Raw genomic sequence first — 14,107 nt, 5'->3', positions numbered from 1 at the left:
GTAACTAAATTGATGGTTTTCGCGATCAATCGAGTCTTTTGGCTCTTATTTACGCAGCTTTGTTTTTAGAAAACTTGATCTGTTGAATCACCAAGCCAGCAATGATCAGTACCAAACCAAACAGTGTCGCTGGGTGAATCTCTTCACCAATGATGGTTGAAAGTAGCATCAGTGAGATAAATGGCGAGGCAAAAATCAGGTTGCTGATACGTGCTGTATTGTTGGTTAGCTTGAGTGCTGATAACCACAATACAAAGGTAATCCCCATCTCGAACAGACCAACGTAAGTCACCGCCATCCAACCCTTCGCCGTAATTTGGCTAAAGCTTTCGCCTTCGTAAAGGGTTAAACCGATCGCGAAGGGTAATGCAACTAAGAAACCAAGCAGCACGCCAACCACTGGGTCAGCCTTGTTTTTGGTGTTGAGAATCCAATATCCCGCCCAAAGTAGAGTAGAAAGCAGCGCCAGTGCCACACCGAGTGGGCTGTCGAACTGCATGCCTAACACATCGCCTTTGGTCGCAATAACTACCACACCCGCATAGCTGAAAGTACAGGCGATCCAATCTTGCTTACGAATCTTTTGCCCCAGAAAAACCGCCGCCATTAAGGTTAGCGTGATAGCCCAGCTGTAGTTGATAGCTTGAGCTTGAGAAGCGGGCAGCAGGTCGTAGGCTTTGAATAGGATCAGGTAATAGGCCAATGGGTTAACCAAGCCAAGCAGCAGGTAATACCAAGGGTTTGAAAGGAACGTTGTACTCAGCTGAGAAAGCTTGCCTTGAAAAGCGCAGACTGCGATCAGCGCAATCGACGACACAATGCTAGCGATAGTCAGCATTTGAATAGGTGAAAACTCAGCAAGGGTCAGCTTAAAAGCAGTAGCGACCGTTGACCACAGCAATACTGCGGAAAGGCCAAAGCCTAAGGCACGACGTTCGTTCATGGTAACTCATTCTAATTTGATGGGACAGAATACGGAGCGCCTAGTCTATCTGCCGAATTTTAATACGGCAAACTGGACATTTATCCAGTATCAAAATACCATTTAATGAGTTATTTCCAATTAGGCTAAATCATTATCATGCAATGGATTATCGAACATCAGGCAACGCTTATTGCTGCAATTTCTGGCGCGCTCGTCAGCGGTGGCGTCGTGGGTTGGTGGATTAAACAGAAGCTCTCTTTTCAGCAGCGATTGCTCGAACAGCAGCTAGAGTCCGATCGTTTGTTGCATGAATCTCAGCAATCTCAGCTCAAATCATCACTTGCAGAGGCGCAACAAGAACTCAATGAGTTAGATGATGACCGAGACAAAGCGGCATTCGAGCTCAAACAGGCGCACGGTAAGGTGATGGCTGCGATGGAAAAGCTGCGCTACTTTGAGGCGGTAAAGCAAGAGCGCCAGCAGTACGCTGATGAGATCAATGTGCTTAAGGATCACAAGTCTGAATTGGAAGCTGAACTTCGTGAGCAAGAGGCAAGGCACGATCAAGAAAACCTCGCCAATAGCGAAAAGCTGCAGTTGCTAGAACAAGCTGAATCTCGACTTAAGCAGCAGTTTGAGTTGTTAGCGAACCAATTGTTTGAGAGTAAAACTGCCAAGGTCGATCAGCAGAATAAGCAGAGCTTAGAAGGTTTGTTGTCTCCATTGAGAGAGCAGTTGGAAGGCTTTAAGAAACAAGTGAACGATAGCTTCAGCCAAGAAGCCAAAGAGCGTCATACCTTAGTGCACGAACTTAAGAACCTACAACGTTTGAATGAGAGTATGACGCGTGAAGCGGTTAACCTGACTCAAGCGCTAAAGGGCGATAACAAACAGCAGGGTAACTGGGGCGAAGTGGTACTGGCTCGCGTGCTTGCTGAATCAGGGCTACGCGAAGGCCACGAATACCAAACGCAAGTGAATCTGCAAAACGATGCAGGCAAGCGTTACCAGCCGGATGTGATCGTTCATCTGCCACAAGATAAGCAAGTGGTGGTCGATTCGAAAATGGCGTTGGTGGCGTTTGAGCGCTATTTCAATGCCGAAACCGACCAACAACGCGATGCCGCACTGCGTGATCACTTGGTGTCACTGCGAGCGCACATTAAAGGCTTGAGCCAGAAAGATTATCATCAGCTCAAAGGTATACAGAGTCTGGATTATGTGTTGATGTTTATCCCGGTTGAGCCAGCATTCCAAGTGGCGATTCAGGCGGATCCTAGCTTGGTTAAAGATGCGATGGAGCAAAACATTATCTTGGTTAGCCCAACTACTCTGCTGGTGGCACTGCGGACCATTGATAACTTATGGCGCAACGACAGACAAAACCAGAACGCACAAGTTATCGCGGAACGTGCGAGCAAGCTTTACGACAAGCTGCGCCTGTTTGTTGATGATATGGAAGGCCTTGGCAGCTCACTTGATAGAGCCAACCAAAGTTATCAAGGGGCGATGAATAAGTTAGTCACAGGGCGGGGCAATGTGATTCGTCAGGCTGAAAGCTTCAAGCAATTGGGGGTTGAAGTGAAGAAACCGATTTCGATTGGTTTGGCTGAAATGGCGCAAAATGAGGCTTTTTCAGAAAATGCCTCCTTAGTAGAAAGACAACCTGCTGAGGATAAAGTAAACTAATCGGCCGCAGCGCCTCTAAATACAAAGAGCGCTGTCGATGAGAACTTACCATGGTAGATAACAGCATTATGGACACAAGCGTGCAGACAAATTCAGCAGTAGAGTCAGAAACCACACACTTTGGTTTCGAAACAGTCGCAAAAGACGAAAAAGTCGCGAAAGTAGCAGAGGTATTTCACTCTGTAGCCGCTAAATACGACATCATGAATGACTTAATGTCGGGTGGTGTTCACCGCTTGTGGAAGCGATTCACGATTGATTGCAGTGGCGTTCGCCCGGGTCAACGTATCCTTGATCTTGGTGGTGGTACTGGCGACCTGACTGCGAAGTTCTCGCGTATCGTTGGTGAAAAAGGCCACGTGGTTCTTGCTGATATCAACAACTCAATGCTGAATGTTGGCCGTGATAAGCTGCGTGATAGCGGTATTGTGGGCAACGTACATTACGTTCAAGCAAACGCTGAAGAGCTGCCTTTCCCAGACAACTACTTCGATTGCATTACTATCAGCTTCTGTCTGCGTAACGTAACCGATAAAGACCAAGCGCTGCGTTCAATGTACCGCGTGCTTAAGCCGGGTGGTCGTTTGTTGGTTCTTGAGTTTTCTAAGCCGGTACTTGAGCCGCTATCAAAGGTTTACGATGCATACTCTTTCCACCTATTGCCAAAAATGGGTGAGCTGATTGCTAATGATGCAGACAGCTATCGTTACCTTGCAGAATCTATCCGCATGCACCCTAACCAAGAAACCTTGGAAGGCATGATGCAGGAAGCGGGTTTCGAGAATACTAAATACTTCAACCTAACGGGCGGCATTGTTGCGCTGCACCGCGGTTACAAGTTCTAGTCGAACTTGGTAGCAGGCTCGTAGGGCGTGCTAAACAATAAGAATAAAGACAGAACGGATAGGTTAAGGCTTATCCGTTTTCAAAGGTAAGGACAGTCATGCCATTTGATCCATTGGTAACCGCGGTTATTGAAACCTCTTTAAATACTTTCGTGAACGATGACCCAGCCTTGGTTCGTCGTTTGTCTCGTTTAAAGGGGCAGATCATTCAAGTTAATTTGAAAGAGTTGAATAAAACACTCACTTTCGTTTTCAGCCAGCAAATCGATGTGTTGTCGGAATACGAAGGGCAGCCTGACTGCTACCTATCTTTGAACCTATCGGTGTTACCTGAACTGCGTGAGCAATCGAACATCACTAAGCTTATCAAGCAAGATAAGCTGATCTTAGAGGGTGATATTCAACTGGCACAGAAATTTGCTCAGCTGATGACAGACTGCAAGCCTGACTTGGAAGAGTGGTTATCTCGTGTGACGGGTGATGTCGTAGCGCATACCTTGGTCCAAGGCGTTAAAAACGTCGGTGGTTTTGTGGCGAAGCAAGCCACTAAGCATCAAAACCACCTCGCTCAGGTATTAACTGAAGAGTGGAAGATTGCTCCTGCGCCATTAGAGGTGGCACATTTTTGCGATCAGGTTGATGACGTAAAAAGCTCTGCTGCTCGTCTTGAAGCTAAGTTGAACGCTCTGTTGGAGAAAGCATGACCCCAACAGAACTGAAACGTCTTTATCATATTATCAAGGTACAGTTGGAATACGGCCTTGATGAGTTGATGCCGGAACACCAACTGACTAAAGCTCCTTTGCTGGCGCGAAAGTCACTGTTTTGGCTTAAGAACAAGCATCAAGATAAAGAGTTGGGTCATCGCTTGCGTCTTGCGTTGCAAGAACTTGGCCCTGTGTGGATCAAGTTTGGACAGATGATGTCGACCCGTCGTGATTTGTTCCCTCCTCATATAGCCGATCAGTTGGCGTTGTTGCAGGACCAAGTTGCGCCGTTTGATGGTCAACTGGCTAAGCAAGATATGGAAAAGGCGCTGGGTGGCAGTTTAGATAACTGGTTTACCGACTTTGATATCGAGCCGCTTGCTTCTGCTTCTATCGCTCAGGTGCATACTGCCAAGCTTAAAGAGAGCGGTCGAGAGATTGTTCTGAAGGTCATTCGACCTGATATTCGCCCGGTGATTGACGCAGATCTAAAACTGATGCACCGAATGGCGCGTATAGTCGCTAAGTCGCTTCCTGAAGCACGTCGTTTGAAACCAGTTGAAGTCGTTCATGAGTACGAGAAAACATTACTTGATGAACTAGACCTGCGCCGAGAGGCGGCTAATGCGATTCAACTGCGACGTAATTTTGAAGGCAGTGAAGAGTTGTATGTCCCTGAGGTTATCCCTGATTTAAGCAGTGAAACCCTGATGGTGTCAGAGCGAATCTATGGGATTCAAGTATCCGATATTGAGACGCTAGAAGCCAACGGCACCAACATGAAATTGCTGGCGGAACGTGGTGTGACGGTATTCTTCACCCAAGTATTCCGAGACAGCTTTTTCCATGCAGACATGCACCCGGGCAACGTATTCGTTAACCCAGAGAATCCAGATAACCCTCAGTGGATTGGTTTGGATTGTGGCATTGTCGGCACGCTCAACAGCGAAGATAAGCGCTATTTAGCAGAGAATCTGTTGGCTTTCTTTAATCGAGATTACCGTAAGGTTGCAGAGCTGCACGTTGATTCGGGGTGGGTTCCACACGACACCAACGTCAATGATTTTGAGTTCGCGATTCGTATGGTGTGTGAGCCCATTTTTGCAAAACCACTTGGCGAGATCTCATTTGGCCATGTGTTGCTAAACTTATTTAATACAGCAAGACGTTTCAACATGGAGGTTCAGCCTCAGTTGGTACTTCTACAGAAGACCTTGTTGTATGTGGAAGGCCTAGGTCGCCAGTTGTATCCGCAACTTGATTTGTGGGCAACTGCCAAACCTTTCCTTGAAACCTGGATGATGAATCAGGTGGGGCCGCAAGCTGTGATCAATGCAGTAAAAGAGCGCGCGCCATTCTGGGCAGAAAAACTGCCAGAGCTGCCAGAGCTACTTTATGACAGCTTGCGCCAAGGTAAAGCGATGAACCACAGAATGGATCAGCTTTATCAAGGTTACCGAGATAGTAAGCGTCAGCAAGCAACTGGAAAGTTTTTGTTTGGCGTTGGAGCCACTTTAGTCGTATGCTCCGCAATATTAGTTTCAAGCCCTTATGAGCAGCTATCTATGGGCTGTGGCATCGCAGGTGTCACATTTTGGTTGCTTAGTTGGCGAGCTTACCGTCGTTAGACAGTAGACTCTCTTAATATTTTTTATGTGTAGACAGACCCGAGGACAATGACAATGGGTGGTATCAGTATTTGGCAACTTCTAATCATTGCTGTAATTGTAATTTTGCTATTCGGAACAAAGAAACTGCGCGGTATGGGTGGTGACTTAGGTTCAGCGGTTAAAGGCTTCAAAAAAGCGATGAGCGATGAAGACAAGCCTGCAGATAAGAAAGATGCAGACTTCGAACCAAAGAATATTGAACAGCAGAAGACAGAAGCTCACGCTGAAACAACTGCTGAAACAAAGAAAGACAAAGAGCAGGCGTAAATCGTGTTTGATATCGGTTTTTGGGAACTGGTATTAATATCTGTCGTTGGGTTAGTGGTTTTAGGGCCTGAGCGTTTGCCCGTGGCGATTCGCAGTATTTCCAAGTTTGTTGGACAAGCGAAAAGCATGGCAAACAGTGTGAAAGATGAACTTTCTCATGAGCTTAAGGTGCAAGAGCTGCAAGAAAACCTACGCAAGGCGGAAAAAATGGGAATGGAAGATTTATCTCCAGACCTTAAAGCGTCAGTCGATGAACTCAAGCAGGCCGCTGCTGAGGTTCAACGTCCGTATGCTAAGCCTGAGTCTGATAAGCCAAGTGAGACTAAACCTAGTGTCACGGAAACTGTGGAATCTGAAACCATTCAGGTCAACAGCGAAGCTTCAGCACCGTCAGATAAGAAAGCCGAATAGTCTCGCAAGGAGGAGTCGCCGGATACTTGAGTCGCTAGATGTTTAAATAGACAGCTATTCAAGTAGATATCTATTCAAGTGGATACCAATTCAACTGGATAGATAGGTGCGCGGCTCCTTTTCGATCTTCCTGTTTAAGAGGTTTGACATGTCTTCGACTGAGCAGACACAGCCTTTAATTAGCCACCTTCTAGAACTACGTAATCGCCTACTACGTGCGATTGTCGCGGTGCTAGTGATATTTGTCGGGCTAATTTATTTTGCTAATGATATTTATGAATTCGTATCAGCACCTTTGGTAGATCGTCTACCGGAAGGGGCGACGATGATCGCAACCGATGTTGCATCGCCATTTTTCACACCACTGAAATTAACCTTGATCGCGTCTATATTCCTCGCGGTTCCATTTATTTTGTATCAGGTGTGGGCTTTTGTTGCTCCGGGTTTATACAAGCATGAAAAACGCTTGATCATGCCGCTATTGGCTTCAAGTTCATTGCTGTTTTACTGTGGTGTGGCGTTCGCTTACTTTATTGTATTCCCGTTGGTATTTGGCTTTTTTACAGCCATATCATTAGGGGGAGTAGAGTTCGCAACCGACATCTCAAGCTATCTTGATTTTGTACTCGCGCTGTTCTTTGCTTTTGGTATTGCCTTTGAAGTGCCAGTTGCGATTATCTTGTTGTGTTGGACGGGTGCAACAACGCCTCAATCTTTGTCTGAAAAGCGTCCTTACATTGTTGTGGGTGCTTTCATCATCGGTATGATGCTGACACCACCAGATATGATCTCGCAAACACTGTTGGCGATTCCAATGTGTATTTTGTTTGAGATTGGTCTGTTCTTCGCACGTTTTTATACGCGTAAGCCAGATGCGGATGAAGAGGAAGAAGCTGAATCTTGATTTGGAATGCTTCAGTAAAAATTACATAATAAAAAAGCGGCCTAGGGCCGCTTTTTTATTATGTCTGTTTATCGAATCTTTAACTGATAGCCACAGTTCTGACATATATAGAGCTCTTTGATGCCCCAAATTTTATGCCATAGAGTTCGATGTTGACGTTGTAAGTGCTGTGAATGGTCACACATAATCAACTACCTCCATATGCAGGTGGTTGATAATATACATGTCACTTAGCTTTCTCAAATAAATTCAGGAAAAATCCGTAATAATTACTTATTAATAGATTTGTTATAAATTAAACAATGATTTAGCATTGATAGTGGTTATGTTTTCGACTTCTTTAAGAGTAATTCCGCGTAATTCGGCGATGCGTTTTGCCACCAATTCTGTGTAGGCCGGTTCATTGCGTTTGCCGCGATTTGGTGTAGGTGCCAAGTAGGGGCAATCTGTTTCTAGGATGACGTAATTCATATCCAGATGTGGGATCACCTTATCCATTCCTGAATTCTTAAAGGTCGAAACACCACCTAATCCGAGGTGAAAGCCGAGCGCGTTGATCGCTTGAGCTTCTTTTAAGCTGCTGCCAAAACAGTGGAATACGCCACGTAAGCTGCCATCTTGTTCTTTACGAAGTAGGGCAAGTGTCTCTTCAATAGAATCACGAGTGTGGATCACCACAGGTAGATCGAGCTCTTTGGCCCATTGCAGTTGAGTCACAAACGCCATCTCTTGTTCAACCTTGAAAGTTTTATCCCAGTACAAGTCGATGCCAATCTCACCCACAGCGATAAAATCATGCTTATCAAACCAAGCTCGAATGGTTTTGAGGGTTTGCTCGATATTCGCATCCACATAACAAGGGTGTAAGCCCATCATTGAACGGCACACATCAGGAAACTGAGCTTCCGTCGCTAGCATTGGTTCGATAGATTCTAAATCGATGTTCGGCAATAGAATGGTATCAATCCCTTGAGCCAGTGCGCGCTCTACAACTTGCTCGCGGTCTTCATCAAATTCGCTCGCGTAAATATGAGCATGAGTGTCGATCATTGTTTTGTCCTGAAAGCGGTCTTTACTGAGTTGTCATGAGTATACGGCAGTGTGAGGAGAAGGTCATTTTTTGCCATTTCTCCCTGTTTTTGAGTGGGTTTTATATTTTACTGCTAGCGTCCTGAGCCATCAGTGATATGCTTTTGCCTGTATTTAGCACTTTTCATATCTAAGTATTTCGGTGCTTAGACTAGGCAAGGAGAATCTAGTGTCTGTTTCAATTCAAGGTCAATTCCCAGGTCGCCGTATGCGCCGTATGCGTAAGCACGACTTTAGCCGTCGCCTAATGGCAGAAAATCAATTGTCTGTGGATGATCTAATCTACCCAATGTTTATCCTGATGGGTAAAGACCGCCGCGAGCCTGTCGAGTCCATGCCGGGTGTTGAACGTCTGTCGATCGATCTTATGCTTGAGGAAGCGGATTACCTTTCTAAATTGGGTGTTCCTGCGATTGCTCTATTCCCAGTCGTGAACCAAGATGCTAAAAGCTTATGCGCGGCTGAAGCCCATAACTCTGAAGGTTTAGTTCAACGTGCTGTACGTTCACTTAAAGAGCACGTGCCAAATATTGGCGTTATTACTGATGTCGCGTTAGACCCATTCACCACACATGGCCAAGACGGCATCATCGATGAAGATGGTTACGTGATGAATGATGAGACGACTGAAGTCTTGATCAAGCAAGCACTATCACACGCTGAAGCGGGTGCTGACGTGGTTGCACCATCGGACATGATGGATGGTCGTATTGGTAAGATCCGTGAAGCGTTAGAAGAAGCGGGCTATATTCATACTCAGATTATGGCGTACTCTGCGAAATACGCATCGTGCTATTACGGCCCATTCCGCGACGCAGTCGGCAGTGCTTCGAATCTGAAAGGTGGTAACAAGAAGAACTACCAGATGGATCCTGCAAATAGCGATGAAGCGATTCACGAAGTCGCGATGGATCTTAATGAAGGTGCCGACATGGTGATGGTTAAGCCTGGTATGCCTTATCTAGACATCGTGCGCCGTGTGAAGCATGAACTTCAAGCGCCGACATTTGCATACCAAGTGTCTGGTGAGTATGCGATGCACAAAGCGGCGATTCAAAACGGTTGGCTTAAAGAGCGTGAAACCGTAATGGAATCATTGCTGTGCTTTAAGCGAGCTGGTGCCGACGGCATTCTTACTTACTTTGCTAAAGATGTTGCTGAGTGGCTTGCAGAAGACAATGCACAAGCTGCAGAGCACTTAAGAGAAAAGTAATCGTGTAGAGTTCACTTAAGTGATCAGTTAAGGGTTGGCCATTGTGCCAGCCCTTTCGTTTATAAAGGATAGATAAGATGTCAGTTGTTGTACGTGAAGGCTCGTTAGAAGAGGTGGTGTCTGTTGTCGATCAGATCTCTGAGTTCGCTAAAAAAGAAAGTATCGCTTCCCTTTCAGAGCGACTGACAGGGAAAAAGAACCTTATCTTAGTGGCTGAAGAATCTGGCGTGTTGCTCGGTTTTAAGATCGGCTATGAATTGGATCAGCATACTTTTTACAGCTGGTTTGGTGGCGTATCGCCGCTCGCGAGAAACAAAGGCGTTGCACAGGCTCAATTAGATGTTCAAGAGCAGTGGGTGCAAGAGCAGGGCTATAGGCAGTTAAAGGTTAAGTCCCGTAACCAGTTCCCTGCAATGTTGCGCCTGTTATTAAGAAACGGTTACTTAATCGAAAAATTTGAAGAAAAAGAAGACATTAATGACCATAGAATCCATTTTTTGAAGCAAATTTGAGCACTGGCGTTAACAGTCTATAAATTAAATGAGATTTATTCTCACTTAATTGTTGACTATTAAATGAGAATCATTATTATTAACTTCGTCTTAGGGAATGAGGAAATGTTCACAAGGATGTTAAGTACTCAAGTATCTACTTGGTTACCCAACAGAATTCTCGCGAACTTGTACTAAGTTCTTTTTGACACGACATTGCTCACATTGCTTCCAGTGTAATTTATAGCTTTTAGGTAAAGCTGTGATATTCAATTTGAATAGCTTTACCGGTTTTTGCTAGGCGACATCTTCGGGTGTCGCTTTTTTTATACCTACCATTTCAACAATATGCATATTCAGTGGCACGTATTTTTATGAATAAAACGCCACCAGCATTCTTTTCCACAACGCAAGATCGAGAAAAGATCGTTGATCATATGTTCGATCTGTAAAATTATTCTTTATTTTCAATTGCTTATTGGTATTTTTTGAGTTGTTTACCTTAGTTCTCAACAGGGTGGATAAATAATATAAACAGAGTTATCCACAGAACGCTTGCGTCTAAGAACAAAAAATAACAACAAATCGATTATAACGAACACAACCGAGTGAACGGATACAGATCGACAACGTGGAATCCAACCAACAGACGTGGCATTCTTAACAGATAATTTCTGTACTTACTGGATACACAAACATTATGGCTCGTATTCCTGATAATCCATTGATTCTGATCGATGGCTCTTCTTACCTATATCGCGCGTTCCATGCTTACCCTGGCACAATGAGCAATGGTGATATCCCAACTAACGCTGTTTATGGTGTAGTTAACATGCTGCGCAGCATGATGCGTCAATTTGCTTCTGATCGTATTGCGGTAATTTTTGATGCGAAAGGAAAGACGTTCCGTGATGACATGTACCCAGAGTACAAGGCAAATCGTCCACCTATGCCTGATGATCTTCGTTGCCAGATTGAGCCTTTGCACAATGTGATTCGTGCAATGGGTTTGCCACTTATCTCTATTCCCGGCGTTGAAGCGGATGATGTGATCGGTACGCTTGCTTCTCAAGCTTCTGCGATGGGTATGCCTGTGCTCATTAGTACTGGCGATAAAGATATGGCGCAGCTTGTCGATGACAACGTTACTCTGATCAACACCATGACCAACGTGGTAATGGATCGTGAAGGCGTGATTGAGAAGTTTGGTATCCCGCCAGAGCTTATTATCGATTACCTGGCGCTGATGGGCGATAAAGTCGATAACATTCCTGGTGTTCCGGGTGTCGGTGATAAAACAGCAACAGCCCTTCTACAAGGTATTGGTAGCATCGAAAAGCTGTATCAAAACCTTGATGATATTGCCGCTCTTGGCTTCCGTGGTTCAAAAACGATGGCTAAGAAGCTGATTGATAATAAAGACAACGCTGAGATGTCTTACGAGCTTGCAACAATCAAACTCGACGTCGAGCTAGAAGAGACGCCTGAGTCGCTTGTAAAAGCACAACCAAACACGGATGAGCTGATTAAGCTATACGGTCAACTGGTCTTCAAATCTTGGCTAAACGAGCTACTTGAAGGCGGCAGTGGTGTGGTTGAAGCGGATGAGAAATCTGCCGCAGCGGGAGCTGGATCAGTACGCAGCAGCGCTTCTGCAACAACGTCTACTGTAGAGATGAATACGTCTGCCGTGACGATTGATCGCAGCAACTACGAAACCATCTTAGATGAAGCCTCTTTTAATGCGTGGCTAGAGAAACTGAAAGCGTCAGAGGTGTTTGCCTTTGATACTGAAACAGACAGCCTAGATTACATGGTCGCTAACCTTGTTGGTCTATCATTCGCAACCGAAGAAGGCGTTGCCGCTTACGTACCGGTTGCCCATGATTACCTAGATGCACCTCAGCAGCTGGATCGTGACTGGGTACTTGAACAGCTTAAGCCTATTCTCGAAGATGACGCACAAGCGAAAGTAGGTCAGAACCTGAAATACGATATGAGTGTGCTAGCGCGCTACGGTATCGAGATGAAAGGCATCAAACACGACACTATGTTGGCGTCTTACGTTTTCAATAGTGTTGGCGGCAAGCATGATATGGATAGCCTAGCGCTACGTTTCCTACAACACAGCTGCATCTCGTTTGAGCAGATCGCAGGTAAAGGTAAGAAGCAGCTTACTTTCAACCAGATTGAGCTGGGTGAGGCGTCTCCATACGCTGCAGAAGATGCAGATGTGACACTACGTCTTCATAACCGTTTAATGGAAAACATCGAGCAAGATGAAAAGCTAAAAGCGATTTATGAAGAGATTGAAGTACCACTGATCCCAGTGATGTCTCGCATTGAACGCACTGGCGTATTCATCGATGACATGTTGTTAGGCGCTCAATCGCAAGAGATTGCGGTTCGTTTGGATGAGCTAGAACAGAAAGCCTACGAGATTGCAGAGCAAGAGTTCAACATGAACTCTCCAAAACAGTTGCAAGCGATTCTGTTTGAGAAAATGGGTCTGCCTGTTATCAAGAAAACGCCATCAGGTGCACCTTCAACCAACGAAGAAGTGCTGCAAGAACTGGCGCTTGATTACCCATTACCGAAGCTGATCATTGAGTATCGTGGCCTTGCGAAACTGAAGTCTACCTACACAGATAAGCTGCCGAAGATGATCAATGCTGAAACGGGCCGTGTTCATACGTCTTATCACCAAGCGGTGACAGCAACGGGTCGTTTGTCTTCGACGGATCCAAACTTACAGAACATCCCAATTCGTAATGAAGAAGGTCGTCGTATCCGCCAAGCATTCGTTGCACAACATGGTTGGAAGATTCTAGCGGTCGATTACTCTCAAATTGAATTGCGTATCATGGCTCACTTATCGGGTGATAAAGCGCTTCTGGAAGCGTTCCAACAAGGCAAAGATATTCACGCAGCAACTGCGGCTGAGATCATCGGCGTTAATATTGAGGATGTAACGACGGAACAACGTCGTCGTGCTAAGGCCGTTAACTTCGGTCTTATCTACGGTATGAGTGCCTTTGGTTTGGCTAAGCAGCTAGGGATTCCTCGTGGCGAAGCACAGCACTACATGGATACTTACTTCGAGCGCTACCCTGGTGTAATGCAGTACATGGAAGACACACGCAGTGCTGCTTCAGAGCAGGGCTTCGTTGAAACTATCTACGGTCGTCGTTTGCACCTTCCTGAAATTCAATCTCGTAATGGCATGCGTCGTAAAGCTGCTGAGCGTGCGGCGATCAACGCGCCAATGCAAGGTACAGCGGCAGACATCATCAAGAAAGCGATGCTATTGGTTGATGAATGGATCCAAGCGGAAGGCGATGGTCGAGTTAAGTTATTGATGCAAGTACACGATGAATTGGTATTTGAAGTAGAAGAGTCATCTTTAGCCGAAATTGAAAGTAAAGTACAACAATTGATGGAATCAGCTGCAGAGCTAGAAGTTCCGCTAGTTGCGGAAGCTGGCCACGGTGACAACTGGGATCAAGCCCACTAATCAGTTTTTGACCTTATTGAGCAAATTAGTATGAGCCAGTGCACAAACACTGGCTTTTTTTTGTCTCAAATAAAGTTGAGTCGTAAGAAGTATTTGGATGTTTTAATAAAACATTCATGAAAAAAAACTACAAAAATTGTTTTCATTTCTGAGCAATTGTTGTACATTAAATCTCGTAGGGTACAGAGGTAAGATGTTCTATCTTTCAGACCTTTTGTTTCACGTTATTGGATTAGGCTGATTCAGCCGCCCCAGTCAGTATTTGACTGGGGCGTTTTTTCTTGTGCGAAAGAAAAATATTTCCAACCTATAATTCCCGCGTTAATCGGCTTCTTTTTAGTACCTTCTCTCTTCTTGTCGAAACTTTCTCTCTATCACTTGA

At 45.3% G+C, this 14,107-nt stretch carries 12 protein-coding genes; 10 read left to right on the top strand and 2 right to left on the bottom strand.

What is annotated here, in order from left to right; translation table 11 throughout:
- Nucleotides 1–49: 49 nt before the first annotated feature.
- Complete coding sequence (locus tag AB8613_RS08090) at nucleotides 50–943, bottom strand: DMT family transporter (protein WP_048607574.1); 894 nt, start codon at nucleotides 941–943, stop codon at nucleotides 50–52.
- 138 nt (nucleotides 944–1,081) lie between these two features.
- Between AB8613_RS08090 and rmuC the strand changes: the two genes are divergently transcribed.
- From rmuC to tatC, 7 genes are all read left to right on the top strand, one after another.
- Nucleotides 1,082–2,614: a DNA recombination protein RmuC gene (gene rmuC, locus AB8613_RS08085; RefSeq protein ID WP_146491957.1), complete on the top strand. Its 1,533-nt coding sequence runs from the start codon at nucleotides 1,082–1,084 to the stop codon at nucleotides 2,612–2,614.
- Between the two features lie 65 nt (nucleotides 2,615–2,679).
- The gene (gene ubiE, locus AB8613_RS08080) at nucleotides 2,680–3,459 is read left to right on the top strand and encodes a bifunctional demethylmenaquinone methyltransferase/2-methoxy-6-polyprenyl-1,4-benzoquinol methylase UbiE (RefSeq protein WP_026012235.1); all 780 of its coding nucleotides are present in this window, start codon (nucleotides 2,680–2,682) and stop codon (nucleotides 3,457–3,459) included.
- Between the two features lie 98 nt (nucleotides 3,460–3,557).
- Complete coding sequence (locus AB8613_RS08075) at nucleotides 3,558–4,163, top strand: SCP2 domain-containing protein (protein ID WP_327784993.1); 606 nt, start codon at nucleotides 3,558–3,560, stop codon at nucleotides 4,161–4,163.
- Nucleotides 4,160–5,794 (top strand): ubiquinone biosynthesis regulatory protein kinase UbiB, encoded by a 1,635-nt coding sequence (ubiB, locus tag AB8613_RS08070; protein ID WP_052880270.1) that lies wholly within the window; start codon nucleotides 4,160–4,162, stop codon nucleotides 5,792–5,794. Before AB8613_RS08075 ends, ubiB begins: the two co-directional genes overlap by 4 nt.
- Nucleotides 5,795–5,848: 54 nt before the next feature.
- Nucleotides 5,849–6,103 carry a Sec-independent protein translocase subunit TatA gene (gene tatA / locus AB8613_RS08065; RefSeq protein WP_017060154.1) on the top strand — a complete coding sequence of 85 codons (255 nt, stop codon included), beginning with the start codon at nucleotides 5,849–5,851 and terminating at the stop codon, nucleotides 6,101–6,103.
- 3 nt (nucleotides 6,104–6,106) lie between these two features.
- On the top strand, nucleotides 6,107–6,514 hold the full coding sequence (gene tatB, locus AB8613_RS08060; protein ID WP_048612432.1) for a Sec-independent protein translocase protein TatB: 408 nt from the start codon (nucleotides 6,107–6,109) through the stop codon (nucleotides 6,512–6,514).
- Between the two features lie 148 nt (nucleotides 6,515–6,662).
- A complete protein-coding gene (gene tatC, locus AB8613_RS08055; RefSeq protein WP_017060156.1) occupies nucleotides 6,663–7,418 on the top strand; it encodes a twin-arginine translocase subunit TatC in 756 nt (251 codons plus the stop codon).
- 288 nt (nucleotides 7,419–7,706) lie between these two features.
- Here tatC and AB8613_RS08050 read toward each other — a convergent pair whose 3' ends face one another.
- Complete coding sequence (locus AB8613_RS08050; protein ID WP_146491961.1) at nucleotides 7,707–8,468, bottom strand: TatD family hydrolase; 762 nt, start codon at nucleotides 8,466–8,468, stop codon at nucleotides 7,707–7,709.
- Between the two features lie 208 nt (nucleotides 8,469–8,676).
- Here AB8613_RS08050 and hemB point away from each other — a divergent pair, with 208 nt between their 5' ends.
- The 3 genes from hemB (at nucleotide 8,677) to polA (ending at nucleotide 13,725) form a co-directional block, all read left to right on the top strand.
- Nucleotides 8,677–9,720, top strand: coding sequence for a porphobilinogen synthase (gene hemB, locus AB8613_RS08045; RefSeq protein ID WP_210447255.1), 1,044 nt, complete (start codon nucleotides 8,677–8,679; stop codon nucleotides 9,718–9,720).
- Between the two features lie 77 nt (nucleotides 9,721–9,797).
- Nucleotides 9,798–10,232: a GNAT family N-acetyltransferase gene (locus AB8613_RS08040; RefSeq protein ID WP_210447254.1), complete on the top strand. Its 435-nt coding sequence runs from the start codon at nucleotides 9,798–9,800 to the stop codon at nucleotides 10,230–10,232.
- A 679-nt stretch (nucleotides 10,233–10,911) separates the two neighbouring features.
- Complete coding sequence (gene polA / locus AB8613_RS08035) at nucleotides 10,912–13,725, top strand: DNA polymerase I (RefSeq protein WP_210447253.1); 2,814 nt, start codon at nucleotides 10,912–10,914, stop codon at nucleotides 13,723–13,725.
- Nucleotides 13,726–14,107: the final 382 nt, after the last annotated feature.

The organism is Vibrio sp. BS-M-Sm-2, assembly GCF_041504345.1.
GTDB lineage: Bacteria > Pseudomonadota > Gammaproteobacteria > Enterobacterales > Vibrionaceae > Vibrio > Vibrio satsumensis.
Note: the sequence above shows the minus strand (reverse complement) of the source record. Positions and strands in the feature narration are given on the sequence as shown.